General features: G+C 63.9%; 24 protein-coding genes and 1 pseudogene. 15 read left to right on the forward strand and 10 right to left on the reverse strand.

Annotated elements, in window-relative coordinates; translation table 11 throughout:
• Positions 1 to 198: 198 nt before the first annotated feature.
• Genes ACIU1A_RS07405 through ACIU1A_RS07415 form a run of 3 tightly spaced genes read left to right on the forward strand, consistent with a single transcriptional unit; the run spans position 199 to position 4,324 of the window.
• Entirely contained in the window at positions 199 to 1,575 is a 1,377-nt protein-coding gene (locus ACIU1A_RS07405; protein ID WP_404926987.1) for a c-type cytochrome, read from the forward strand.
• Positions 1,572 to 2,075, forward strand: a complete 504-nt coding sequence (locus ACIU1A_RS07410; RefSeq protein ID WP_404926988.1) for a (2Fe-2S)-binding protein — start codon at positions 1,572 to 1,574, stop codon at positions 2,073 to 2,075. Before ACIU1A_RS07405 ends, ACIU1A_RS07410 begins: the two co-directional genes overlap by 4 nt.
• The gene (locus ACIU1A_RS07415) at positions 2,075 to 4,324 is read left to right on the forward strand and encodes a molybdopterin cofactor-binding domain-containing protein (protein WP_404927872.1); all 2,250 of its coding nucleotides are present in this window, start codon (positions 2,075 to 2,077) and stop codon (positions 4,322 to 4,324) included. The genes ACIU1A_RS07410 and ACIU1A_RS07415 overlap by 1 nt, the downstream gene beginning before the upstream one ends.
• 56 nt (positions 4,325 to 4,380) lie before the next feature.
• On the opposite strand, the gene rsmA is transcribed toward ACIU1A_RS07415, so the two are convergent.
• From rsmA to lptF, 6 genes are all read right to left on the reverse strand, one after another.
• A complete protein-coding gene (gene rsmA / locus ACIU1A_RS07420) occupies positions 4,381 to 5,217 on the reverse strand; it encodes a 16S rRNA (adenine(1518)-N(6)/adenine(1519)-N(6))-dimethyltransferase RsmA (protein ID WP_140565058.1) in 837 nt (278 codons plus the stop codon).
• Between the two features lie 10 nt (positions 5,218 to 5,227).
• Positions 5,228 to 6,244: a 4-hydroxythreonine-4-phosphate dehydrogenase PdxA gene (pdxA, locus tag ACIU1A_RS07425; protein ID WP_404926989.1), complete on the reverse strand. Its 1,017-nt coding sequence runs from the start codon at positions 6,242 to 6,244 to the stop codon at positions 5,228 to 5,230.
• A gap of 13 nt (positions 6,245 to 6,257) precedes the next feature.
• Positions 6,258 to 7,190 (reverse strand): peptidylprolyl isomerase, encoded by a 933-nt coding sequence (locus ACIU1A_RS07430; protein ID WP_181167198.1) that lies wholly within the window; start codon positions 7,188 to 7,190, stop codon positions 6,258 to 6,260.
• A 90-nt stretch (positions 7,191 to 7,280) separates the two neighbouring features.
• Positions 7,281 to 9,701 carry an LPS-assembly protein LptD gene (locus ACIU1A_RS07435; protein WP_404926990.1) on the reverse strand — a complete coding sequence of 807 codons (2,421 nt, stop codon included), beginning with the start codon at positions 9,699 to 9,701 and terminating at the stop codon, positions 7,281 to 7,283.
• Complete coding sequence (gene lptG / locus ACIU1A_RS07440) at positions 9,701 to 10,786, reverse strand: LPS export ABC transporter permease LptG (protein WP_181165175.1); 1,086 nt, start codon at positions 10,784 to 10,786, stop codon at positions 9,701 to 9,703. The genes ACIU1A_RS07435 and lptG overlap by 1 nt, the downstream gene beginning before the upstream one ends.
• Positions 10,783 to 11,985: an LPS export ABC transporter permease LptF gene (gene lptF, locus ACIU1A_RS07445; RefSeq protein ID WP_404926991.1), complete on the reverse strand. Its 1,203-nt coding sequence runs from the start codon at positions 11,983 to 11,985 to the stop codon at positions 10,783 to 10,785. Before lptF ends, lptG begins: the two co-directional genes overlap by 4 nt.
• A 362-nt stretch (positions 11,986 to 12,347) precedes the next feature.
• Here lptF and ACIU1A_RS07450 point away from each other — a divergent pair, with 362 nt between their 5' ends.
• Positions 12,348 to 13,868, forward strand: a complete 1,521-nt coding sequence (locus tag ACIU1A_RS07450) for a leucyl aminopeptidase (protein WP_404927873.1) — start codon at positions 12,348 to 12,350, stop codon at positions 13,866 to 13,868.
• Positions 13,869 to 13,877: 9 nt separating this feature from the next.
• A complete protein-coding gene (locus tag ACIU1A_RS07455) occupies positions 13,878 to 14,327 on the forward strand; it encodes a DNA polymerase III subunit chi (RefSeq protein WP_140494426.1) in 450 nt (149 codons plus the stop codon).
• Positions 14,328 to 14,418: 91 nt separating this feature from the next.
• On the opposite strand, the gene ACIU1A_RS07460 is transcribed toward ACIU1A_RS07455, so the two are convergent.
• Positions 14,419 to 15,018, reverse strand: a complete 600-nt coding sequence (locus ACIU1A_RS07460) for a YdeI family protein (RefSeq protein ID WP_140520638.1) — start codon at positions 15,016 to 15,018, stop codon at positions 14,419 to 14,421.
• Between the two features lie 140 nt (positions 15,019 to 15,158).
• A complete protein-coding gene (locus ACIU1A_RS07465) occupies positions 15,159 to 15,623 on the reverse strand; it encodes a carboxymuconolactone decarboxylase family protein (RefSeq protein ID WP_404926992.1) in 465 nt (154 codons plus the stop codon).
• Between the two features lie 134 nt (positions 15,624 to 15,757).
• Here ACIU1A_RS07465 and ACIU1A_RS07470 point away from each other — a divergent pair, with 134 nt between their 5' ends.
• The 5 genes from ACIU1A_RS07470 to ACIU1A_RS07490 all read left to right on the forward strand — a co-directional run bounded on the left by ACIU1A_RS07470 (position 15,758) and on the right by ACIU1A_RS07490 (position 18,722).
• Positions 15,758 to 16,366, forward strand: coding sequence for a TetR/AcrR family transcriptional regulator (locus ACIU1A_RS07470; protein WP_246671778.1), 609 nt, complete (start codon positions 15,758 to 15,760; stop codon positions 16,364 to 16,366).
• Between the two features lie 37 nt (positions 16,367 to 16,403).
• Positions 16,404 to 17,015 (forward strand): hypothetical protein, encoded by a 612-nt coding sequence (locus ACIU1A_RS07475; protein ID WP_140818889.1) that lies wholly within the window; start codon positions 16,404 to 16,406, stop codon positions 17,013 to 17,015.
• A complete protein-coding gene (locus ACIU1A_RS07480) occupies positions 17,012 to 17,860 on the forward strand; it encodes a 23S rRNA (adenine(2030)-N(6))-methyltransferase RlmJ (RefSeq protein WP_404926993.1) in 849 nt (282 codons plus the stop codon). The genes ACIU1A_RS07475 and ACIU1A_RS07480 overlap by 4 nt, the downstream gene beginning before the upstream one ends.
• 35 nt (positions 17,861 to 17,895) lie before the next feature.
• Positions 17,896 to 18,060 (forward strand): hypothetical protein, encoded by a 165-nt coding sequence (locus tag ACIU1A_RS07485; RefSeq protein ID WP_404926994.1) that lies wholly within the window; start codon positions 17,896 to 17,898, stop codon positions 18,058 to 18,060.
• Positions 18,061 to 18,269: 209 nt separating this feature from the next.
• On the forward strand, positions 18,270 to 18,722 hold the full coding sequence (locus ACIU1A_RS07490; protein WP_140494414.1) for a hypothetical protein: 453 nt from the start codon (positions 18,270 to 18,272) through the stop codon (positions 18,720 to 18,722).
• A gap of 130 nt (positions 18,723 to 18,852) precedes the next feature.
• Here ACIU1A_RS07490 and ACIU1A_RS07495 read toward each other — a convergent pair whose 3' ends face one another.
• Complete coding sequence (locus tag ACIU1A_RS07495) at positions 18,853 to 19,164, reverse strand: transcriptional regulator (protein ID WP_404926995.1); 312 nt, start codon at positions 19,162 to 19,164, stop codon at positions 18,853 to 18,855.
• A gap of 226 nt (positions 19,165 to 19,390) precedes the next feature.
• Here ACIU1A_RS07495 and ACIU1A_RS07500 point away from each other — a divergent pair, with 226 nt between their 5' ends.
• The 3 genes from ACIU1A_RS07500 (at position 19,391) to ACIU1A_RS07510 (ending at position 21,131) form a co-directional block, all read left to right on the forward strand.
• The gene (locus tag ACIU1A_RS07500) at positions 19,391 to 19,561 is read left to right on the forward strand and encodes a hypothetical protein (protein ID WP_404926996.1); all 171 of its coding nucleotides are present in this window, start codon (positions 19,391 to 19,393) and stop codon (positions 19,559 to 19,561) included.
• Positions 19,562 to 19,703: 142 nt separating this feature from the next.
• Positions 19,704 to 20,150 (forward strand): histone, encoded by a 447-nt coding sequence (locus tag ACIU1A_RS07505; protein WP_140520634.1) that lies wholly within the window; start codon positions 19,704 to 19,706, stop codon positions 20,148 to 20,150.
• A gap of 384 nt (positions 20,151 to 20,534) precedes the next feature.
• Positions 20,535 to 21,131, forward strand: a complete 597-nt coding sequence (locus ACIU1A_RS07510) for a glutathione S-transferase family protein (RefSeq protein WP_140624566.1) — start codon at positions 20,535 to 20,537, stop codon at positions 21,129 to 21,131.
• A 62-nt stretch (positions 21,132 to 21,193) separates the two neighbouring features.
• Here the strand turns inward: ACIU1A_RS07510 and ACIU1A_RS07515 are convergent, their stop codons facing one another.
• Positions 21,194 to 21,850 (reverse strand): outer membrane protein, encoded by a 657-nt coding sequence (locus ACIU1A_RS07515; RefSeq protein WP_140494406.1) that lies wholly within the window; start codon positions 21,848 to 21,850, stop codon positions 21,194 to 21,196.
• Positions 21,851 to 22,261: 411 nt separating this feature from the next.
• Here ACIU1A_RS07515 and ACIU1A_RS07520 point away from each other — a divergent pair.
• A pseudogene (locus ACIU1A_RS07520) lies at positions 22,262 to 23,022 on the forward strand (SDR family oxidoreductase).
• The gene (gene uvrC / locus ACIU1A_RS07525) at positions 23,019 to 25,082 is read left to right on the forward strand and encodes an excinuclease ABC subunit UvrC (protein WP_404926997.1); all 2,064 of its coding nucleotides are present in this window, start codon (positions 23,019 to 23,021) and stop codon (positions 25,080 to 25,082) included. Before ACIU1A_RS07520 ends, uvrC begins: the two are co-directional and overlap by 4 nt.
• Positions 25,083 to 25,099: the final 17 nt, after the last annotated feature.

A 25,099-nucleotide genomic window follows, 5' to 3' on the forward strand; every position in this document is an offset into this window, starting at 1 on the left:
GCGGACAAGCCGAAGGCCGGCAGCACCAAACGATGTGCCCGGGCAGGTCGCGCCTGCAAGATGCGCTTTTCGGCGCCATAAATCAGACAATTGACGAAGAGGGCAGCGCCCCTAGTTTCTCCCGCACGAACGCGTCCGCGGCGCCGGTAACGGCCGGGCGGCAGCGTTTCAGCGTACCGCCATGAGGGAGAGCAGATCTTGAAACGCTTCTGGCTGGGCGTTCTTGCCATCATCATTGTCTGCGGCGCCGGATTTTTCGCCTATGCCTGGAAGCCGGCGATCGACCCTGTCGAGCCGCCGCAACGATCGTCGTTCGACCCGGCGTTGATCGAGAAAGGCGCTGTACTGGCCTCCGTCGGCAATTGCACCTCCTGCCACACCAGGCCCGGTGAAAAGTCCTTTGCCGGCGGGCTCGCCGTGCCGACGCCGTTCGGCACCATCTATTCGACCAACATCACGCCAGATCCGCAGACCGGCATAGGCCGCTGGTCGCAGGCAGCCTTCGACCGCGCCATGCGCGAAGGCGTCGACCGCGAGGGCAGGCATCTCTACCCGGCCTTCCCGTTCGATCATTTCACGCGTGTCTCCGATGAGGACAACCGCGCGCTCTACGCCTATCTGATGACGCGCCAGCCGGTGAACAACCGGCCGCCTCCGAACGAGCTGCCTTTCCCGCTCGATGTGCGCTTCGTGCTGGCCGGCTGGAAGCTGCTGTTCTTCGACAGGGGCGCCTATCAAAACGATGCGTCGCAAAGCACGCAGTGGAACCGCGGCGCCTATCTGGTCGATGGGCTCGGTCATTGCGGCGCCTGCCACACGCCGCGCAATCGACTCGGCGCGGAAGAGAAGGGGTCGCACATGGCCGGCGGCGAGGCCGAAGGCTGGACGGCCTTTGCGCTCGACGGCACTTCACCGGCGCCGATACCGTGGACGCATGACAGCCTGTTTGCCTATCTCAGGCAAGGCTGGCATGCCGACCACGGCGTCGCCAATGGCCCGATGGGCGAAGTGACGGGCAATCTCGGCCGGCTTCCCGATGCCGACATCGACGCCATGGCCACTTACGTCATGTCGCTCATGGGCGAACCATCCGCCGAACGGACGACCGCCGCGCAGGCCATCCGCGGCCGCGCCGCGGCCGACCCGGCGTCGACCGCCGGCGTGGCGCCGACATCCGCCGATACGCCGGCGGCGCGTGGAGCCGTCATCTACCAGGCGGCATGCGCCACCTGCCACGACGGCAGCCGTCCGCCGCCTTTCGGCGGTATCAATTTCCATCTGTCGAGCGCGGTCAACGCGCCAGATCCGCAGAACGTCATCAACACCGTGCTGTTTGGCCTGCCGGCGGCGAGTGGGCGCCCGAGCGCCATCATGCCGGGATCCGCAGCGACGCTGAAGGACGACCAGGTGAATAACCTGCTGGCCTATCTGCGCGATGCCTTTGCCGGCAAGCCGGCCTGGCAGGATGCGGCCGCCAGGATCGCCGACACCAGGAGCGGAAAATACCAAGTCAGCGTCCGGCCCTCGGACGGCATCGAGCGCGGCCCGGACAATGTAGGAGCGAAGGACAGATGATCAATCTCAACGTCAACGGCATCTCCCACCACGTCGACGTCGATCCCGCGACGCCGCTGCTTTACGTGCTGCGCAACGATTTGAAGCTGAACGGCGCCAAGTTCGGCTGCGGCCTTGGCCAATGCGGCGCCTGCACGGTGATGGTGGACGGCAAGCCCGTCTTCTCCTGCCTGACGCCAGCGATGCTGGTGGAGGGCCGCGAGGTCAAGACCGTCGAGGGCTTGGGCACGATCGAGAACCCGGGTCCGATGCAGAAAGCGTTCATCGAGGAGCAGGCGGCGCAATGCGGCTATTGCATCGCCGGCATGATGATGCGGGCGCATGCGCTGCTCGAGGCCAAACCCGATGCCGGTGACGCCGATATCAGGCAGGCGCTGGAACCTAACCTCTGCCGCTGTGGCACGCATATGCGCATCCTGCGGGCAGTGAGCCGCGCGCGCGACCTGATGAAATCGAAATCGGCCGGCTTGGCGCCGGCCGCGGCCGCGGGGAGGGCATGATGAACGCGCCAACCTTTCCCGACCTGACACGACGCGGCTTTCTCGCCGGGACCGGCGCGCTGGTCGTGTCCTTCACCATTCCCGTGCAGGCTCAGGAGGCCGCGCCCACGGCGCAGACGCCCGCGACGCCGGCGCCGGCCAAGAAACTGCCGGGCAGCCTTGCCGATACGCCCTCGCTCGACGCCTGGATCAGGTTGGATGCCGACGGTTCGATCACCGTCTTCACTGGCAAGGCCGAACTCGGCCAGGGCACCAGGACGTCGCTACGCCAGATCGCCGCCGAAGAACTGGAGGTCGAGCCGGCTTCCATCAAGCTCATCACCGCCGACACCGCGCTGACGCCGAACGAGGGCTATACCGCCGGCAGCCAGACGATCCAGAACAGCGGCACCGCCATACGCTACGCCTCGGCGCAGGTGCGCCAGATCCTGGTCGCCAAGGCCAGCGAGAAGCTCGGCGTTCCGGCCGACCAGCTCAAGGCGGCAAGCGGCAGGATCAACGGGCCGGACGGGAAATCCGTGGGCTATGGCGAACTGGTGGTGGCGGATTTGCTGCATGTGGACGCATCTGCCGACACAGCGCTGAAATCGCCGGACAGCTATCACGCGATCGGTAAGCCGTTCGCCCGCGTCGATATTCCGGCAAAGGTAACGGGAGGCGAGACCTACGTCCAGGACATGCGGCTTCCCGGCATGGTGCATGCCCGCGTCGTTCGCCCAGCAAGCTATTCGGCCAAGCTCGTCAGCGTCGACGAGGCGGCCATCAAGGCGATGCCGGGCGTGGTGGCGGTGATCCGCGACGGCGACTTCCTGGCCGTGGTGGCCAGGCAGGAATTCCAGGCGGTCCAGGCCATGCGCGCCATGGCCGCCAAGGCGAAGTGGCAGGAGCAGCCGGCCTTGCCGGACCAGGACAATATCCCCGCCTTCCTCGAACGCTCGGTCGCCGAGGTCGGCACCGTGACCTCGGTCGGCGCGGACACGGCAGCCGGCGCAAAGACGCTGCAGGCGCAGTTCACCCGCGCCTACCAGATGCACGGGTCGATCGGCCCCTCGGCTGCCGTTGCCCTGTCGGACAAGGGTCTCATCACGGTGTGGACGCACACTCAAGGCGTTTATCCAGACCGCAAGGCGATCGCCGAGATGCTCGGCGTCGGACCGGAAAAGGTGCGCTGCATCCACACCGAGGGATCAGGCTGCTACGGCCACAATGGCGCCGACGACGCGGCGGCCGACGCCGCGCTGATCGCGCAGGCGCTGCCCGGCACGCCGGTGCGCGTGCAGTGGATGCGCGATCAGGAGCATTTGTGGGAGCCCTATGGCCCTGGCATGCTGACGCGCGCCAGCGCAACGCTCGACGCCGGCGGCAAGATCGTCAACTGGCACTATGACCTGTGGAGCAACAGTCACGGCACCCGGCCGGGAACCGCAGGTTCGCTGATCGCCGGCCGGCTGATGGCGAAGCATTTCCCGCCCGATCCGGCCAAGCTGCAGATCTCGCCGCTCGGCAATGGCGACCGCAATGCCATCCCGCTCTACGACGTGCCGAACCAGCGGGTGAACTGGCATTTCGTCGCCGACATGCCGGTGCGCGTCTCGTCGCTGCGCGGCCTCGGCGCCTACTGCAACGTCTTCTCGATCGAAAGCTTTATGGACGAGCTGGCGCTCGCGGCCGGCGCCGACCCGGTGGAATACCGGTTGAGGCACATGAAGGACCCGCGCGCCAGGAAGGTGATCGAGGTTGCGGCGCAAGAATTCGGCTGGAGCAATGATCCTATGCCGGAGGGCCGCGGCCGGGGGTTCGCCTTCGCCAAGTACAAGAATCATGCCGCCTATCTCGCAGTCGCGCTTGAAGCGGAGGTCGATCGCGACAGCGGTGCCATCGCCATCTCGCATGTGGTCTCGGCGGTCGACTGCGGCGAAGCGGTGGCGCCGGATTCGATCATCAACCAGACCGAAGGCGGTATCTTGCAGTCGCTAAGCTGGACGCTTTACGAGGCCGTCCATTTCGACGACACCCGCATCCTGAGCGCGGATTGGTCGGCCTATCCGATCCTGCGCTTCAGCGCCGTTCCGAACAGCGTGGAAGTGCATGTCGTCGACAATCCCGGCACGCCCTATCTCGGCGTCGCGGAAGCAGCGCAGGGCCCGACAGCCGGCGCGATCGCCAACGCCTTCCGCCATGCGGCGGGAAAACGCATCTATGACCTGCCCTACACGCGCGAGCGCGTTAAGGCGGTGTTGGGCGTGTAGTTCGAAGCGTGCGCCCGACAAGGATCGGATTGCGCCGCCCTCCACGGCCGGCGGTGCTACACCGCATTGGTCAGCCGCACGAACTCCTCGACATCGAGCGTCTCGGCGCGCCGGGTCGGGTCGATCCCGGCGCGTTCGAGCAGGGCTTCGCCGCCGAGGCTCTTAACGCTCTGCCGCAGCATCTTTCGGCGCTGGCCGAAGGCGGCTTCCGTGACGCGACCGAGTTTTTTCACGTCGGCGTATAGCGGTTTCGCGCGCGGCTCGAGATGCACGACGGAGGAGGTCACCTTGGGCGGCGGTGTGAACGCCTGGGGTGGCACGTCGAACGCTATCCTGGCCTGCGTGCGCCACCCCGCCAGCACGCCGAGCCTGCCATAGGCCTCGCTGCCAGGCGCGGCGACGATCCGCTCGGCCACCTCGCGCTGGAACATCAGGGTCATCGAGGCATAGAAGGGAGGCCAGTCCGCGACGGTCAGCCAGCGGACCAGCAGTTCCGTGCCGATGTTGTAGGGCAGGTTGGCAACGATCCTGACCGGCCCGCCGTCACCGGCGGTCGCGGCAAGCGTCGGGAAGTCGATCTTCAGAGCGTCGCCGGAAACGACCTCCAGCCGGCCGGGATAATGGGCCGATATCTCGGCGAGGGCCGCCAGGCAGCGTTCGTCGCGCTCGATGGCGACGACCTTGCGCGCGCCGGTGAAAAGCAGGGCCCTTGTCAACCCGCCAGGGCCGGGGCCGACCTCGATTACGGTCGTCTCCGCCAGGCTGCCGGCGGCGCGCGCTATCTTGCCGGTCAGGTTGAGGTCGAACAGAAAATTCTGGCCGAGCGCCTTCTTTGCCTGCAAACCGTGGCGCTCGATGACCTCGCGCAGCGGCGGCAGCCCATCCATGCTCATGGGTTGAGCCTCATTGCGTGACAAATTTGGCGTCGGTGTCGGCCAGCTGCCGTGCAAGCCGCAGCGCCGCCATCAGGCTGTCGGGCCGGGCAATGCCCTTGCCGGCGATATCGAAGGCGGTGCCGTGGTCGGGCGAGGTGCGGATGAAGGGCAGGCCGAGCGTGACATTGACCGCCTCGTCGAAGGCCAGCGCCTTGGCCGGTATCAGCGCCTGGTCGTGATACATGCACAGCGCCACGTCGTAGCCGGCCCGGCCCCGGGCATGGAACAAGGTATCCGCGGGCAACGGCCCGAACGCGTCGATGCCTTCGGCTCGCAGGATCTCGATCGCCGGTCTGATGATGCGCTGGTCCTCCAGGCCCATGGAGCCATCCTCGCCCGCATGGGGGTTGAGGCCGGCGATGGCGAGCCGTGGGTTGGCGATGCCAAAGCGGTCCCTGAGGTCGGCGGCGGTGACCCGCGTCGTGGCGAGGATCAGGTCGGTGGTCAGCGCCTTCGGCACTTCGGCCAGCGCGATGTGAATGGTGACGGGAACGGTGCGCAGGTCGGGGCCTGCCAGCATCATCACCGGCATCGCTTCCACGCCGCTGTGCCGCGCCGCCAGATACGCCAGATATTCGGTGTGGCCGGGAAAGCGGAAGCCGGCGTCGTAGAGCGGCTTCTTGGCGATCGGGCAGGTGACGACGGCCGCGGCGTCGCCGGCGAGGCTAGCGGCCACCGCCCGATCGATCGCTTCGATGATGCCCGCCGCATTGGCCGGGTCCGGCTGGCCGGGGCTGTCGATGAAGCGGGCAGCCAGCGTAACGACCGGCAGTGCGTGGCCAAAGACCTCGGTTGCCTGCGCTGGCGTCGTTTCCTCGATAGGCAGCGAAACGCCGAGGCGGCGCGCCCGCGAGGCGATCAGCGCGGGATCGGCGAGGAGATAGAAGGGCGGAAGGGCCGCGGCTGTACGCGCCAGAAACGCGGCAATCGCGATTTCCGGCCCGATGCCGGAAGGATCGCCGACGCTCAACGCCAGCGCGCGCATCGCCCTGTCCACCTCAGCGCTTGACGATGCGGGCTTTTGCCTTCAGCTCGTCGACATATTTCTTGCTGAGATCGTCGGCCGCCTTGTCGTTGGAGCCTTCGCTCTGGAACACCATCTGGGCGACCTTGTCGTCGGACACCTCGCGCGACGAACAGATGCCGATGAACTCGACACCGCGCTCCGTTTGGCGGGTAGGCGTGGCGCCGCCAACCTTGGTGGCCTTGATCTGCTCGGCCCAGTCCGGCGGCAGTTGCGGCGCCAGCACCCGGCCGAGATCGCGAACCGTGACGTCGATCAGGCCCTTGGCGAACTGGCGCGTCGTGTTGCAGCCGTTGAAGCGGGCACGCATGGCGTCGGCTTCGCGCTTGCGCTTGCCCAGCGTCGCGCTGCGTTCGGCGGCCGGCACGACGAAGATGACCTGCTGGAGCATGTATTCAGTGGCGCTCGGCTTGGAGCCGCCCTTGTCGAGCATGCGCCTGACGGCGTCCTGCTCGGTCACGCTGCCGCCCTCGCCGGAACGGTACCGCGCGCTCAAGGCCTGATTCCAGGCCATCTGGGCGCGGATGAACTCCTTGAAATGGCCCTTGCTGACTCCAGACTTTTCCATGACGCCGTCGAGCTGGCTGAGCTGCATCTTGTTGCTCGAGGCAAAGCGCTGGTACGCGGCCTCGACCTGCGCGTCGCTGATGTGAATCCCAAGCCGTCTGGCTTCGGCCATGCGCAAGGTCTGATCGATCATTTCCTGGCCGGCGTCGCCCTTCTTGCGCTGCAGCTTGAGGAAGGCGGCGCGATGCGCGATGTCGCCGCTGGTGATCGGTATGTCGTTGACGACGTACTTGATCTCGCTGGCGAAAGCCGGCGGCGTGATGACGGTCATCGACACGGATGTCGCCGCCACAAGCAGCGCCAACCCTGCTGAAAAGAGGTATTTCCTCATCGCAAACATCCCAATTCTATCCCGGTCCCGCCCAACTTCATCCTTCTTCGGGGTTTGTGAAGTCCCTGCCAGCCCTATGCGGCGAAACGATGTCGCGGGCTACTGGGTGGTATCGAAGGCGCTGCTCGACGATCCGAAATCGCCGAGGGTGCGGAACGACAGGTTGAAGCCGATGCTCTGCGTCACCTCCCTGGTGTTCAGGTCGCGCGACTGCGAGTACGTCATCAGATAGGTGAAGCAGGAATCATTGTAGGCGAAACCGACCCCGTCCTTGACCAGCAGGCTTTCCTCGAGGTCATAGGTTCCCGTTCCGAACACGCGCCAGTTCTCGGCAAGATGCGTGGACGCGCCGAGCGTGACCTCGTGGCGGTCGGTGGTGAAACCATAGAGCGGCTGAGCCTGGATGAAGGCGTATTTGGCGCTCAGCGACACCGGTAGGCCGGAATAGGCGGCCTTTACCTCGGCGCGGCGAACCTCGAAGCTCTGCTCGTCGAAACGGCCGCTGACCGAGGCGGCGAACCCGTTCGGGCTGCTGACGCCAAACAGGCCGACATAGTCCGACTTGGTGTTTTCGAGGCCCGAATAGGCGCCGACATTGACCAGGTCCGGCGCGTCGAAGGAGTTCTCGCCGCCGATCTGGTAGGACTGGCCGAAGATGGCGTTGGTGCCCCAGCCGTTGATGTAGGAACCGGAATAGCGAAGGCCCACATTGGCGCGCGAGCCGCCTTCGATGCGGTCATAGCCGGAGAACTTGTCGCGCTCGAACAGGGTGCTCGCGTCGAAGACCATGCTCTGGGCATCTTCGTTCGGCACAGCCAGGCCGCCGACATATTGTTCGTTCGGACGCAGGAACACCTGCGCCATCGGCTCGAACACATGACTGGAGCCGCTGGCCATGGAAAACAGCAGCGGCCAGCTCATCTCGAGTCCGGCGGTTGCCATATAGCGGGCGAAAGACGAGCGCATATCATCCTGCTCGCCCAAATTCGTCGCCATGTGGTTGACGGCCGCGAGTGAAGCTGATGACGCGTTGACATAGTCGACGTCGCCCTGCAGCGCCAGCAAGGGTGTCAGCACCAACCCGTCATCGGTGACAAATGACCGCTTCCACTCGGCTTGGGCGGTGAGCCGGCCGGATTCGCCCTCGATCCCGCGCACACGTTGGGTGCCTGAATTGGGGTCGTAAGGGGTGAAATAGGTCTCGTCGAGGTCATCGCGGCGAATGACGCGCGAATTGACGTTGAACGACAACTGGCCGCCTGCGACCGATGTATCCGGAATGTAGGCATAGTCGAGCGAGGGCAGCACCCAGGGCTGCTGGCCGCTTCGCGCAGCGATGCTGCTGTCGAGTGTGTTTTCCTGCACCTCGAAATGCATGGCGCGCAGGTCGAAATAATTACGGCCGTCGAGCCCCGTCAGGTAAACGGACGACTGGTGAACGGACCCGTTGTATTTGTCGATGGCGTAGGTGTTCGAGAAGTTCTTGTCGGTCTGCAGCAGCACGTCCCAGCCGAAATTCCAGCGCGAATTGATGGCGAACTGGCCTTGCGTGCCCATCATGCCGCGGAATTTGTTGGGATCGCCGGCCTCGCCCGAATCGATATTGCGGCCGGCGGCGTCGATGAAGGCATCGGGGTCTCGCTGCTGAATCCCCGCGATCTTCAGGCTGTATTCGCCATTGTTGAAGCGCTGGCGCCACTCGGCCTCACCGAGAAAGCCCTGCTTGGTAAAGCCGGTGCCGGTGACGGTCAGGTCGTAGGTCGGCGAGAGCGCGAAATAATAGGGGACCTTTACCCCCACGCCCAGATCGCTTTTGAAGACGATGCCGGGGATCAGGAAGCCGCTCTTGCGCTTCACCGTCGGGTCGGCGATCTCGAACGCCGGCAGGTAGGCGAGCGGGAAGCCGAAGAATTCGAAATTCGCGTTCTCGAAGCGGACCGTCTTCTTTTCGCCGTTCCAGATGATCTTCCTGGCCTTCACACGCCAGGTCGGCGCCTTGTCGGGCTTGTCCTCGCACGGTTCGCAGGCAGTGTAGACGCCATTGTGGAAGGTGGTCAGCACGCCGCCCATGCGTTCGGCGCTTTCGGCGGCGAAATAGGCCTTGTCGATGGTTTCGACGCGGAGCGCGTTGACGAAACCGTCGGCGAAGTCGTCGGTGATGTCGATATGATCCGAATTGATCTTGGTGCCGTCGCTGTTGATCACCTCGACATTGCCGCTTGCGACCATGCGCTTGGTGTTGCGGTTGTACTCGACCTTCTGCGCGACAAGTCGGTTGCCGCCATAGTCGATCTGCACGCCGCCGACGGCGGTCACGGTCTGATTGTCGTTGTTATAGACCAGCGTATCGGCCGCCAGTAGCATCTGCGAGCCGGACGGCACCTTGGTCGCCATGTCGCCGACATCCTGCGCGATCGCAGGCAGCGGAACCGCGCATGCAAACAGGCATGCCAAGGCGGTCGCCGCATAAAGGCGCGCCAAACCGGCCTGCCTGTTACTGGGCAAAAAGGCCTCCCTCACTAGCCGTCTTCCTTGTATAGCAGGAAAGTCACCCCGAAGAACATAGCTACCACGACCGGCACCCAGGCAGCTACGACAGTCGGCACGAACCCCGCCACGCCGAATGCCTTCACCAGCACCGAAACGACATAAAGCAGAAACCCGGCAACGACGCCACCCAGAATCATCGTTGCCGATTGCCCCATCCTCGCAAATCGCATTGAAACTGTTGCCGCAATCAGCGTCATGGCGACGAGCAGGAACGGCAACGCCACCAGCGAATCGAACTGCATGGCAAAGGCATTTGCCTTGAGACCGAAAGAACGGGCAACCTCGATTTTTCCCGGCAGATCGTAGAATGGAATGGTCTCCGGGCGCGCCAGCCGCTCCTGCACGAATTCGGGCTTCAGATTGGTCGGCACGCGATCGTTTGCCGCAGGCTGGATGGTGCCGTTCCTGAAGGTCTTGACGTCCTGCAATTCCCAGTAGCCGTCCCGCAGATAGGCGCGCGCGGCATCCTTGCGCTCGACGATATCGCCTTGCGGGTCGAGGATGAAAAAGACAGCGTCAGCCATCTCCAGGCCCTGATTAAGGATGGCGCGCGCTCCGATGATGGTGTCTCCGGAGCTGGTTTTCTGCCGGATCCAGGGCGCGGCGTCGGCCGACACCGTATTCGACTTGCCCGAGCGCAACTGGGTTTCGATCTGTTCGGACCAGGAAAAGGCGTGCGCTGCGAGCGGGTTGATGAGACCGACCGACAGGACGCCGAACAACAGCGCTCCGATGCAGCACGGCAGAAGGAACTGCCAGGCCGAAACGCCGGCTGAGCGCGCTATGACCAGTTCATACCTGCGGTTGAGCGAGACCAGCGTCGCCATCGCCGAGAAGAGACCGACAAACGGCACGGTCTGCAGCATGATCATCGGCATCCTGAGTCCGGAAATGGCCAGCGCCGTTCCATAGGTGAAGCCGGGCAGGCCGGTCGTGCGGCCGGAAAGCTCGGTGAAATCGATCAGGAACACCAGCGCAAGCAGGCCGATGAAGAACCACACGGTAATCGTGACATAGCGGAAGAAGAAGTAGCGTCCCAGCGTCCAGCCCATCAACTGACCCCCTGGCCCGAGGCGCTGCGCCTGGACAGGCGCAGCTTGACGGCATTCCAGGCTTCAGCCATCCGGCTGGCGAGATTCGTCAGCCAATCTGCCCAGGCCACTGGCAGTTCCATCGTCCGGTTGGATGCGATGAACCAGATTGCCACCGCCGACGACACGATGGGCACGCCGTAGACCATATACGCATATTGCGGAACCTCATCGGCCTTGCTGGCGGCGAAAAAGCCCAGCCAGCGCACGAACAGCGATATCGCGATGGCCGTGATCAGCGGATTGACGCGCGCCTCGCGATGCGAGCGTGCGTCTCCGGCGACCGCGAGTGCGATCAGGGCGAAAACCATGGAATAGAGCCATTCCGAGAACCGCTGGTCGACCTCCGCCCGGTATTCGTTCGGGCGCTGCTGATAGACCTTGTCGTTGGCACTCGGGTTGAGCAGGTACTGGGTCGTCTGGTCTTTTGGCATCAGCGTCACCTCCGACGCTGCCGCCATGAAGGCCGACATGTCGAAGGCGTAAGAGGTGAAGCGGATGACCGAGAGGTCGCCGGTCAGCGTCTTTCGATGGATGACGCCGTCATTCATCATCAGCACCTTTTCGCCGCCGCGTTCGACGATGCTGCCGGTCTTGGCATAGTAGACGAGGTTGACGCCTTCCTCGCGCGAATCCGCGACGAAGATGCCGCCCAGCCGGTTGTCGGGAAGCCGCTCGCCTATCTGCAGGAACAGCCCGTCATCGATCTTGCGGAATGTGCCCTCCTGGATGATCAGCGACAGAAGATCCGCGCGTGACTCCGCCACCAGCATCCGGTTCTTCTGGCGCGCATAGGGGTCGATGCCATTGTCGACGGCGAAGGAAAAGACGCTGGCCGCGGCCGCGAGAATCATGATCGGCCGCACAATGGTCCAGCGCGAGGCGCCCGCTGCGTTGACGACGGCAAGCTCCGAATCCGAATTCATGACGCTGAGCGTCTGGGCAACCGCCACGACGAGCGCGAAGGGCACCACGATCGGAATGATCGAGGGAAGAATGAGGGCCGCAACCTCGAAGAAGGTCAGCGCCGACTGGCCGCTGTCGGTGACGAGGTCGATCTTGGCCAGCACTTGCGTCGTCCAAACAATGGCCAGCGTCCAGGCCAGCGCTGCAATAAAGACCACGAAAGCGCGGCGCATGATGTAGCGTTCAACGACCTTCATGAAGGCTTTTCTCAATTTTCTCGAACGGCATCATGCCACCGGATAAGGGTAGCCGTCCGGCGACGCCCGCACAACTGGCTGCGTCGGGCTCTGTCAGGCAGACGATCCGGTTCCCGTCCCACATCGCTCGCCACGTTGGGCCGGAGTGTCGGCGGGATTGGATAAGAAAGGGCGAACATCGATGGTTAACAACAGGTTGCGGCCAAAAAGCGGAGCCGTGCCGCGACGAATCGCCGTCGATTCATGTGCCATATGGGGAGCCCGTTTGGCAAAGTCTTGCCAAATGCCGGAAAACGACCAAATGTCGCGGATCGCTTCCAACCGCTTCGCGCGAGCCGCGCATTCCCCGAAAGCAGGACATGATGAACCAGAGACCCTCGATCGCCTTCGCAAAATTCGCCGCGCCGCAGACCGCCGCGAACAGGAAGGGGACGGTCTTCGTGCTAGCGGCGGATGATGGCGGCCTGAGCGAAACCGCCGCGGCGTATGATCCCGGCAAGACGCTGGAACGGGCCTTCCCTGTGGCCGAATTCACGGCCAAGTTCGCCAGCGTGATGGAAGTGCTGACGCCGCAGGCAAGCTCGCTCGACAGGCTGGTCGCGATCGGCGTCGGCAAGGTATCCGGGCTCGACGAATACGCCTGGACGAAGCTTGGAGGCACCATCGCGGGGTCGCTGCGCAAGGCGACGGACGTGGCGGTGGTGCTCGACGTGGTCGGCGCCTCGTCAAGCGGTGCGCAGGCGGCCAGCCTTGCCGCGGGTATTCTTCTGCGCAGCTATTCCTTCGACAAGTACAAGACCAGGAAAGACAAGGACGATGGCCAAGGCGACAAGGCCGAGCCGAAAAAGCCGGCCAAGATAACCATCCACACCGCCGATCCGGCGGGCGCGAAGAAGGCCTTCGCCGAGACCGAGGCGGTGATCGACGGCGTGCTTTTGGCGCGTGACCTCGTCAACGAGCCGGCGAACGTCCTGGGACCTGTCGAGTTTGCCGCCCGCGCCAAGGAACTGGAGGCCCTCGGCGTCAAGGTCGAGATCCTGGCCGAGAAGGAAATGAAGAAACTCGGCATGGGGTCGCTGCTCGGAGTCGCGCAGGGCTCGCCGCGCGGCGCCCGCATGGCCGTCATGCAGTGGAACGGCGGCAAGGCCAAGGACAGCCCGGTCGCCTTCATCGGCAAGGGCGTCACCTTCGACACCGGCGGCAATTCGATGAAACCGGCATCCGGCATGGAGGACATGAAGGGCGATATGGGCGGCGCCGCGGCGGTGACCGGACTGATGCATGCGCTCGCCGCCCGCAAGGCGAAGGCCAATGTCGTCGGCATCATCGGGCTGGTGGAAAACGCCGTCGACGGCCATGCGCAGCGTCCCGGCGACATCGTTACCTCGATGTCGGGCCAGACCATCGAGGTGCTCAACACCGATGCGGAGGGGCGCCTCGTGCTGGCCGACGCGCTCTGGTACTGCAATGACCGCTTTCAGCCGAAGTTCATGGTCAATTTGGCGACGTTGACCGGCGCGATCATGGTCGCGCTCGGCCAGCACTATGCCGGCCTGTTCTCCAACAATGACGAACTGGCGGAACGCCTGGCGACAGCCGGGCAGTCGACGCAGGAGCGGCTGTGGCGCATGCCGCTCGGTCCTGAATATGACAAGCTGATCGATTCCAAGAATGCCGACATGAAGAACATCGGCGGCCGCTATGGCGGCGCCATCATCGCCGCGCAGTTCTTGCAGCGCTTCGTCAAGGACACGCCCTGGGCCCATCTCGACATCGCAGGCACCGCCATGGGGGCGCTGTCGAACGAAATCAACCAGTCCTGGGGTTCCGGCTTTGGCGTGCGGCTGCTCGACCGGCTCGTGCGCGACCACTACGAGAGCTGATCGGGACCCATGGCCGACGTGCTGTTTTATCACCTGACTGAATCGACGCTGGAGGATGCGCTGCCCGGCCTCCTTGAGCGCAGCGTCGATCGCGGCTGGCGCGCCGTGGTGCAGACCGGCACCGAGGAGCGGCGCGACGCGCTCGACCAGCATCTGTGGACGTTCCGTGACGATTCTTTCCTCGCGCACGCCACCGACCGCGAAGCCCATCCCGCCGAGCAGCCGATCCTTTTGACCACCGGCGAAGGCAACCCGAACGCGGCGCAGATACGCTTCCTGGTGGACGGCGCTGCGCCGCCGGACCTTGGCGGCTACGAGCGCGCCGTGTTCCTGTTCGACGGCCACGATGCGGCCCAGGTCGAGGCCGCCCGCGGGCACTGGAAGACGATGAAAGACGCCGGCCACGCGGTGACGTATTGGCAGCAGACGCCCGATCGCCGCTGGGAACGCAAGGCTTGAGGACGTCAGCGGCGGTTGATCGCTGCCTTGTCGATAATGTGGATCGCGATCATCGAGCCGGAAGAAACCTGTCGCTCGTACATGAGCAGCCTTACTTCTTCCCCTGCGGATGGATCGTCTCGCCGCGCTTGAGCATCTCGACAAAAGTCTCGATCTTCTTCCTGCGCCCGGCTTCGGTCTTCATGTTGTGGATACGGAAGGCGAGCGCGAAGCGGTTCTGCGCGCTGAGTTTTTCGAGCATTTGCCGAGCCTCTGGCTCGGCATCGATCGCGGCCTGCAGGTCATCGGGAATTTTCATGTCCTTGCCGCTGGCATAGGCACGCGCCCAGCGGCCATCGGCCTTGGCGGCTTCGACCTCGGCGAGCCCATGCCGCGTCATCCGGCCGTCGTCGATCAGCCGGGCGACATTGTCGATGTTGATCTGGCTCCAGATGCTTTTCTTCGTCCTCGGCGTGTAACGCTGCAGGAAGCTCTTGTCGTCGAGCCCCTTGCGCACCGCGTCGATCCAGCCCCAGCACAGCACGACCTCGATCGCCTCCTTTGCCGAGATCGACTTCAGTCCCGAGCCGGTCTTGTGGATTTTGATCCAGACCTCGGTTTCCCTGTCATGATGTTCACCGAGCCAAGTATAAAAGCTCTCGGCGTCCTCGAATTCGTGCACCTTGTCGGGGTCGACCTTGACCGGCGCCATTTGCGGCCTCGTCCATGCTTTGCGATTGCACTTTCAATGCGGCATTTCCCGCTGGATGACAATCGAAGGCGAAGATGATGGCTGTCGGATGAGGGCAGTTCTGCGGTGGCCCGCAGGCGCGGACCACCGCGGGTGTCGTTTCACTGCCCGCCCGTTTCCTTCTTGAACGTGTCGAAATCGACCTGCATGCCATTGAAGATGGTGCTCCAATGGCGGGTCAGCGCCGCCATCGCCACCGCCTCCTGGATTTCCTCATCGGTAGCGCCGGCGCGCTTGGCGTTTTGCGTGTCCGACCAGATGCAGTAGTTGCACGGGATCTGCGCCGCCACTGCCAGCGAGATCAATGACTTTACCTTTGGCGGCAGCGCCGTCTTGTCGCTGAGTTCGATGGCCTTGACCTCGGCCCAGGCGCCGGGCAGACCGGCTTTGGGAAGTTGCTTCACAAAGCTCGGCACGCCGCCCATGGTCGACTGGATGTCCTTTATGGTTGCATCGTAGTCGTCGGCATAGGCAGGGGCCGCGGCGAGGACGCAGGCCACGGCGGTTAGAGCCAACGCACGATGGAGGGACGAATGCACGGATTTGGCAATGCGATGGTGTGACATGTTTTCCTCCTCTGGTCTTTGTTAGCCTTACTGTGTAAGATGAGTGAAAAATGAACCTTACGCTGTAAGTTGTCAAGCGCGGCCATGGACTCATCGATCAAAAAAAGCGAGCACGCGGACGGCTGTCCCGCGAGATGATCGAGGATGCCGCTTTCGAGGTGATCGAGAAGGAGGGCCTTTCCGGTTTTTCGATGCGCAAGCTCGCCGCCGTGCTCGGCTGCGAGGCGATGAGCATTTATCATCACTTCCCCTCGCAAGCGCACCTCTATGAGGCGTTGGTCGATCGCCAGGTCAGCGGGATGGTTATCCCCGACGACAGCATGCCGTGGCGCGACAGGATTCGGATGGTCATGCATGAGTTTCGCCGTGTTGCGAGGGAGCACCCGGCCTTTGCGCCATTCCTTGTCGTCTACCGGATGAATTCGCCGCCTTGCCTTGCGATGCTGAACGGCGTCATCGGCCTGTTCGAGGCTGGCGGTTTCGGCCCGGAACTCAGCGCCAGGCTGTTTCGCACCGCCAGCTATTATCTCATGGGCGCGATCCTCGACGAGACCGCGGGCTACGCCAAGGGCCCGTCGGCGGTGACCACCGTCGACGACGAGCAACTGGCGAAGGATTTCCCCAGTGTCATGGCGGCCGGGACCTATTTCGGCACTGGCGGTTTCGACAAGACATTCGAACTCGGCCTCGACATGCTATTGGACGAAATGGAGCGCCTGCGCGACAGCGCCAATGGAGGCTAATTGTCCGGCAACGTCCGATTACAAGGTGATTCCCTGAATGCGCTTTCTGTTCCTGTTGATCCTGCTCGCCGGCATCAGCGTCGGCGCCATCTATCCATGGGCGATGACCAATTTCTCCGGTCACCAGATCGGCAGCTGGCGGGTCTATGAGGGTGGCCGCTTCAGGCAGGTCACAGTGCCGCTTGCCGCGCGCGATGCGCCGGTCAGGGTGCTGGTCGACTTGACCGCGAGGGCCGAGCGCATCGTTTCGCAGCAGCGCACGGTGCTGACGCTGACAGCCGCCTCCGGCGGCCGCACGGTGCTTGCCTCGACGCTTCAGTTCAATCATTCCGACAATCCGCGTCAGGCGAGCCCGCAACTGCCCGACAAGATCTTCCGCGATGAGGCTGGCGTGATCCGGACCGTCGGCCCCGGCCCCTATGTCTTCACCGTCGGTCCCGGCGACGCCGACGACATCCCGATACGCGTGGTCGATCTTGTCTTGCGCTCCGGTGTGGGCGAGACCGACAGCCGTGCGCGACCGGTTGGCTTCGCGCTGATGGCGATCGGCTTGATCGGCTTCCTGCTGTCCTTGCGTTCTGCCGGCGGCCGGCCGCAAAATCCGAATTCACAGCCACCGCCGCCACGTTGGGGCAGGGGTTCCACATGAACTATCGCCACGCCTATCACGCCGGAAATTTTGCCGACGTCCTCAAGCACGTCGTGCTGACGCGGCTGCTTGAATATCTGAAGCAGAAGGACAAGGCGTTCCGCGTCATCGACACTCATGCAGGCATCGGCCGCTACGATCTGTCCTCGCCCGAGGCGCAGAAGACCGGCGAATGGCAAGGCGGCATCGGCCGGCTGGTCGATGCCGCGCCCGAAGCCCAGGCCGCAATGCTGCTCGCGCCCTATCTCGACGCGGTGCGTGCGTGCAACGCAGACGGTCAATTGAAAAAATATCCAGGCTCGCCGCTGGTCGCGCGGCACCTTCTGCGCAAGCAGGACCGGCTATCGGCGATCGAGCTGCACCCGAAGGATGTCGCGAAGCTGAAGACGGAATTCGCCGGCGATTTCCAGACAAGGGTGATCGAGCTCGACGGCTGGCTGGCGCTCGGCGCGCACCTGCCGCCGAAGGAAAAGCGCGGACTGGTGCTGATCGATCCGCCCTTCGAGGAAGAGGGCGAGTTCGGCCGCCTCGTCGACGGGCTGGCGAAGGCGTACAAGCGCTGGCCGGGCGGCATCTATGCGCTGTGGTATCCGATCAAGGACCGCAAGGCGGTGATTGGCTTCCGCAAGGCGCTGAAGGAAACCGGCGTTCCGAAATTGCTCGACATCGAATTCGAAATCCGGCCCGCGTCGCAAGCGCCCAGCCTCGACGGCAGCGGCCTAGTCGTGGCCAACCCGCCCTTCACGCTGGAAGGTGAATTGCGCATTCTCCTGCCGGCCCTGCACAAATTGCTGGTCTTGGAAAAGCCGGCCCACTGGACGCTGAACTGGCTGGCAGGGGAGTAGCAGCGGGATGCAGGCTGCGAGCGGCGTCCTTACAGATGCGCCAAGACAAACAGTTAAAGCGGGTCTGCGGCCGGCCCGGCTCCGCTCCGCTGGAATTGGTGGCCGGCTTCTGCCTCGCCATCGGCGCCGCGGTGCCCTATGCCGCCGGCGCGCTCATCCTGTTCACGGTGGCGGCGAACCTGCTCGTCCTGCCCTTCTGACGCCATCACGGGCCGGAAAGGCAGGCGCTGAGGTCCGCCTTCCTGGTCAACATCGCCGTTATCGGCGGGCTGCTGCTGGCGGCGCGCCCCGGCTGATGGCCGGCGGCCAAAGCCGGCGGCCACGCCCTGGAAACCATTGTCAATGCAATCGCTTGACCGCCGCCCGGCGAATCCCGCACAGTGCGCGCAATCGACCTTGAGAGGCTGCCATGACTCGCTTCGCCCGCTCCGCCCTTGCCGCCCTGATCTCGCTCTGCACGCCGTTTGGCACATCGCTTGGCTTCACCCAGGCGGCGCAAGCCGCCGATCTTGCCGTCTATTCTGACGAGGACAGCGGCATTTGCGGCGAAGCCTGGGTGCTGAACAAGATCACCAGCCGCTTCTCCTATCAGGTGCGGCACGTCCCGCACCTGCCGGATGTCGCGATCACCGATTTCCACCGCATCCACCAGCACCGCTACTTGCCGGCCAGCGAGGAATGGCCGATCGGCCGGCGCTATTGCGGCGCCACGGTCGCCCTGTCGGATGGCCGCGACCGCGCCATCTGGTACCTGATCGAGGAAGGCCAGGGCTTTGCCTCGATCGGCGACAATGTCGAATTCTGCGTCTCGGGCTTCGACCGCTGGATGGTCTACAACGGCCGCTGCCGCATCCTGCGCTAGCGGGCGGTTTCCAGTCGATTTGTTGGTGCCTGCGGCCTAAGCCGCGGGCCTTTTCTGCGACTCGGGGTATCGGCCCTGACGAAAATATGTGCCGCGCGGCACGCGCCGACAATGTTTGCCAATCGCAGTGCTATTTCCTGCCTCGCGTCGCCTCGGCTTCACCGATGATCTTTCGAAGAAAGGCAATGTGACCGCGAAAAGCGCGCCGCCCGATCGTCGTTGCTCTGATCCGTGTCCGCGGCCGCCGCCCGACGAAAAGCTTTTCAACATCGACGTAGCCCGCTTTGGCCAGCGTATCGAGATGCGCGCCGAGATTTCCGTCGGTGGTTTCGATCATGGCCTTCAGCTGCGTGAACTCCAGCGCCTCGCGTCTTTCCAGCGTGTTCAGGGCGGCCATGATCCTGAGCCGTGTACTCTGATGGATGATGTCGTCGGCACTCATCAATGGCTCCAATGCTGCGGACCTTGAGCTGTCACCCTACGGCTCTGCAGCCTCGGGCAGTACTAACCATTCGCCTTTGTGAACGACATCGAACACACTTGCCAGAATACTCTGGCATGCAGAGTAATCTGTCAATTCAGTGATGAAGCCAGGCTTGACAAGGTGATCTCCAGATCGGCGCATCGCATTGCACTTGTAATCCGAAGGGACCGGTCGCCTGCAAAAGATGATCATTCTCTATAAGCCGCAGCTCATGATATTCGCGGCCGAAGATCAATGCGTGAAGCTGCTTGCTGATCTTTGCAGCTTCATGGCAGGCGCGCCCACGCAGCGCATCGAGAATGTCGATGCCAAATTGCTGGCGATATCGGAAGATAACGCCATATTTTTGCGATGATGAGTGTGATCATGTGTCGATCGCAACGAAAATTTAAGCTGAGAAAATCATATCATTGCTTCGCTGGCTAGCGAGGCGCGAGTCAGATAAGCATGACACGCCGGGCCATTAACGGTCGTCGGCATAACGCAAGGGGCATCGCATGGCTAAGCAGTCATCAAAAGCGCCGGCATCCAAGGCACCGGCAAAGAAAGCACCTGTAAAAGCGGCGGCGGCGAAAGCCGCGACCGCAGTCAAGAAAGCAGCACCCGCTGCCAAGCCGAAGGCGGCAGCGCCGAAGGCAAAGGCGGCACCGGCCAAGAAGCCGGCAGCCAAGGCCGCCGCGAAACCGGCGGCGAAGAAGGCAGCGCCCGCCAAGGCCAGCGCCGCATCCGCAAAGAAGGCTGCACCGGCCAAGAAGGCCGCTCCGGCAAAGAAAGCCGCTCCGGCCAGGAAGCCGGCTGCCAAGGCCGCGGCCAAGCCCGCTGCAAAGAAGGCAGCCCCTGCCAAGGCTCCGGCCAAGGCTGCCGCGGCGAAGTCTTCGGCACCGGTGAAGAAGGCGGCGCCAGCCGCCAAGAAAGCAGCGCCGGCGAAGGCCGCGAAGAAATAGTCACGTTTCTTCGCGCCGGGGACCGTGTCGGCAGAAATGAGGGCAGGTGCCGTTGAGGCCTCGCGCCCTCTGCTCTGGCATTGGGGCGCAACGAGAGGGGCGGACGCCAGATATCTTTCGCAGCTCCCAGGACTTCGCCGCAGGGCGAAGTCCGGTGGGCTTTTGTTGCCCGCGCCATCACGCGGCGACGGGACGATCGTTGGTCTTGTCGGCCTGTCGGAGTTTGCCGCCGTCATCATGCGGCGCATCCTGATCAAGGCGTACAAGAGACCAAGGCATGCAGGAGTGGTCGCCGGCTGCTGGCGGCTGGTTTTTCCGCTTCTGGCTGTTGCGCGGGGAAGGGCGCCCGGTCAACAGTGACGGGCTGCCAACAGGAACCCGATCATGCCGAAGCTGCTTTACGCCTCCACGTCCCCCTATAGTTCCAAGGTGCGAATGGCGGCCCTTTATGCCGGCATCGCCGTCGACCTGGCGCCTGTCAAAACCGAAGAAAAGCCGGCCGAACTGATCGGCGCCAATCCGCTGGGCAAGATCCCCGTGCTGGTGCTCGACGACGGCCGCTCGATCCACGACAGCCGAGCCATCACCCAGCAGCTCAACCGGATGTCGAAGAGCGCGCTGTTTCCGCGCAATCCCGACAAGCGGCTGGAAGCGGAAGTGCTGGAAGCGTTGGCGGACGGCATCTGCGACTGTGCGCTGTCGATGGTTTATGAGCGCCGCACGCGGCCCGAGGAGATGGTCTACCAGCCCTGGCTCGATCGCCAGTGGGCGAAGATCACCGCCGCGCTCGATCTACTCAACGCCAATCCGCCGAAACTGCCGAAGAAGATCACCGCCGGCCAGATGGCGCTGCGCGCCTGCCTTGGCTACCTGGCGCTGCGTTTCGCCGGGAAATGGGAAAAAGGCCGCAACCGGCTGGTCCGCTGGGCCGCGCGCTTCGATGAGAAATTCCCGGACCTGAAACCCTGCGTTCCCGCGTGAGCGGCCGACAATAAAAAAGCCGGGCGCGAGGCCCGGCTTCTTCGTGTCGTGGCTTGAACGACTTAGAACTTCATACCGACGCCGAAGGTGACGCGGTTGTCGGTGGCCTTGACCTTGCCGATGCCATCGAAGTCCTTGCTGCCGAAGTCGGTGTAGCGGTATTCGACGCGGCCGAACACATTGTCGGTCAGCTTGATGTCGGTACCAAGACCGGCGGTCCAGCCGATCATGGTGGCGCGGTCGCTGGCGCCGAGGACGCTGTCCTCCACCTTCAGGCTCCTGCCGGCGAGACCACCGGTGCCGTAGAGCAGGATTTCCGGGGTCACAGCGTAGCCGAGACGGGCACGCAGCGAGCCTTCGAAGCCGGCCTTGGAGTCGATGCCATTGTCGTCGCCCTTGACGCCGTTGTAGCCGAGTTCGGCTTCACCGCCGTAGACGAAGTTCTCCTGCTGCCACTGATAGCCGCCGAAGACGCTGCCGATGAAACCCTTGGTATCGGTCTCAACGTCGAAATCCTTTTCCTTGGTACGGCCACTGAAGCCATAGCCAAGATTAAGACCGGCATAGGGGCCGGCCCAGGACGCGACGGGCAGTTCGGCGACCGGGGCAGGTGCCGGCGGCTCTTCCTGGACCACATCGGCGGCATAGGCAGTTCCACCGAGGGCGAAGAGCCCGAGCGCTACGGCCAACGGCCGTGCGAATTTGAGATTGGCTTGCATTGTTGTTACTCCTTAAGCCACAGGACACAGGCTTGTTCTTACGATCGCCCATCAACCCGTCCGGGGGGTGAAACGGATCTGGCGTTCGTCGGTTCCAAATGTCGTGTCGAAATGCGGCTGAAGCGAACCTGAACTTGGGTCATTCCCCGGCGCGAATGAGGCAGAAACTTGACGTTGCATCTTCGCAACAGCGAAATGTCAGCAGATGGGTCGTGCCGCGCCGCACGCGGCTTGGTGCAAGGAGTCCGGCCCCCTATATTGTTTCGAGGCTGGCTCATTGCGGGGCCGGCTCGAGATGCCGAACCGGCCGTTTCGCCACAATGCTGCCGCAGGTGCGAACGCCATTTAACCGGTGGCGGGCCATAATTTGCCGGCGCCCTCCTTTGCGCCGAAACCGAGGATTGACAACAGATGAGCAAAGCCACCGCGGCGCTGGTGACGGGCGGGGCAAAACGGATCGGTAGCGCGATTGTCGAGGATCTCGCCGCCCACGGTTTTGCCGTCGCCATTCACTGCAACCGCTCGCGCGATGACGCGGATGCGCTTGCCCAGCGGATCAACCGCGCCGGCGGCCACGCCGCCGTGGTCGCCGCCGATCTGACCGACATGGCCGAGGTCGGCGACCTGGTCGGCCGCGCCGAAGCCGCGCTCGGGCCGATCTCGCTGCTGGTCAACAACGCTTCGCTGTTCGAGGACGATTCGGTTCTTGATTTCGACTGGCAGGGCTGGGACCGCCACTTCGCCATTCATGTGAAGACCCCGGCGCTGTTGGCGCAGAACTTGCCCGGGCCCTGCCGGACGGGCGGGAGGGGCTGATCGTCAACATGATCGACCAACGTGTCTGGCGGCCGACGCCGCGCTACTTCTCCTATGCGCTGTCGAAGTCCGCCTTGTGGACGGCAACCCAGATGATGGCGCAGGCGCTCGGCCCGCGTATCCGCGTCAATGCCATCGGTCCCGGCCCGACCTTGAAGAACGCGCACCAGGACGACAGTGACTTTGCCGCGCAACTCGCCGGTCTCATTTTGAAACGCGGCCCGCAATTGCCGGAATTCGGCGCCACAATCCGCTATCTCTGGGAAGCCCGCTCGGTTACCGGGCAGATGATCGCGCTTGATGGCGGCCAGCATCTTGCATGGCGCACACCTGATGTGACAGGCATGACGGAATGAGTCCCGCAGAGCAGAAACACAAGATGCGTGGCGGCGCCGACGATCTGCCTCCCGAAATCGACGTCGAGGACGAGGCGGCGGAGGAGATCGTCGAACCGGCCGGCCCGGACGTCGCCTTCACCGCCATCGACTGGACGCCGCATGCCGGCGATGCCGACGGTATGGTCGGCGCCGAAGTGATCCAGACGCTGGTCAAGCGGCTGCCCAATGCGCCGGGCGTCTACCGCATGATGAATGCCAATGGCGACGTGCTCTATGTCGGCAAGGCTCGCAGCCTGAAGAAGCGCGTCACCAATTACGCGCAAGGCCGCTTCCACACCAACCGCATCGGCCGCATGGTGCGCGAGACCGCGACGATGGAGTTCGTCGTCACTCGCACCGAGATCGAGGCGCTGCTGTTGGAGGCCAACCTCATCAAGCGGCTGCGGCCACGTTTCAACGTGCTGATGCGCGACGACAAGTCGTTTCCCTACATCCTCTTGACCGGCGACCATGTCTCGCCCGGCATCTACAAGCATCGCGGCGCGCGTTCGCGCAAAGGTGATTATTTCGGCCCCTTCGCTTCCGCGGGCGCGGTCGGCCGCACCATCAATTCCTTGCAGCGCGCCTTCCTCCTGAGGAGTTGCACCAACTCCTTCTACGAGAACCGCACGCGGCCTTGCCTGCTGTATCAGATCAAGCGCTGCGCCGGTCCGTGCACCAGCGAGATCTCGCATAGCGACTATGCCGAACTGGTCGCCGAGGCGAAGGATTTCCTTTCCGGCCGCAGCCAGAAGGTGAAGACCGAGATTTCGGCCGCCATGCAGCAGGCCTCGCAAGACCTCGATTTCGAGCGCGCCGCCATCTATCGAGACCGGCTGGCGGCACTCTCGCACGTGCAGAGCCACCAGGGCATCAATCCGCAGACCGTCGACGAGGCCGATGTCTTCGCCATCCATCAGGAGGGCGGCCAGGTCTGCATCCAGGTGTTCTTCTTCCGCACCGGCCAGAACTGGGGCAACCGCGCCTATTTCCCGGAGGCCGATCCGGCGCTGGAAGGCGCAGAGGTGCTGGGCTCTTTCCTGGCGCAGTTCTACGACGACAAGCCGACGCCGCAGGCCATTCTGCTGTCGCACGCCGTGGAGGACCAGGAACTGTTGGCCGAGGCGCTCTCGACCCGCGCCGGCCGCAAAGTATCGATCTCGGTGCCGCAGCGCGGCGAGAAGAAGGACCTGACCGACAACGCGTTGCAAAATGCCCGCGAGGCGCTCGGCCGTCGGCTGGCCGAAACCTCGACGCAGGCCAGGTTGCTCGCCGGCTTCGCCGAGACCTTCGGGCTCGAAAAGCCGCCGGTGCGCATCGAGGTCTACGACAATTCGCACATCATGGGCACCAACGCCGTCGGCGCCATGGTCGTCGCCGGGCCGGAAGGTTTTGTGAAGAACCAGTACCGGAAATTCAATATCCGCTCGACCGAGATCACGCCCGGCGACGATTTCGGCATGATGCGCGAAGTGATGGAGCGGCGGTTTTCACGATTGCTCAAGGAGCATGGCGATGTGACGCCCGACGATGCCGCGGCAGGCGAGGCGGACAGCGATGAGGGCGACATGTCGGGCGGCTTCCCTGCCTGGCCCGACGTCATCCTGATCGATGGCGGCCAGGGCCAGATGAGCGCCGTGCGCAAGATCCTCGCCGATCTCGGCATCGAGGACCGGGTCGTGGCCATCGGCATCGCCAAGGGCCAGGACCGCGACGCGGGACGCGAGCGCTTCTTCGTCAAGGGCAGGGACTCGTTTTCGCTGCCGGTACGCGACCCGGTGCTCTATTTTGTCCAGCGCCTACGCGACGAGGTTCACCGTTTCGCCATCGGCTCGCACCGGGCCCGCCGCAAGAAGGAGATGGTCAAGAGCCCGCTCGACGAGATCGGCGGCATCGGCCCCAGCCGCAAACGGGCGCTGCTGATGCATTTCGGCACCGCCAAGGCGGTCGGTCGCGCGGCAATCGAGGACCTGGTAAAGGTCGACGGCATTTCCGAGCAGGTGGCCAGACTGGTTTACAACCATTTTCACGAGAACTGATGCATGTCGCCCGAAAG

This window comes from Mesorhizobium maamorense (assembly GCF_044998965.1).
GTDB lineage: Bacteria > Pseudomonadota > Alphaproteobacteria > Rhizobiales > Rhizobiaceae > Mesorhizobium.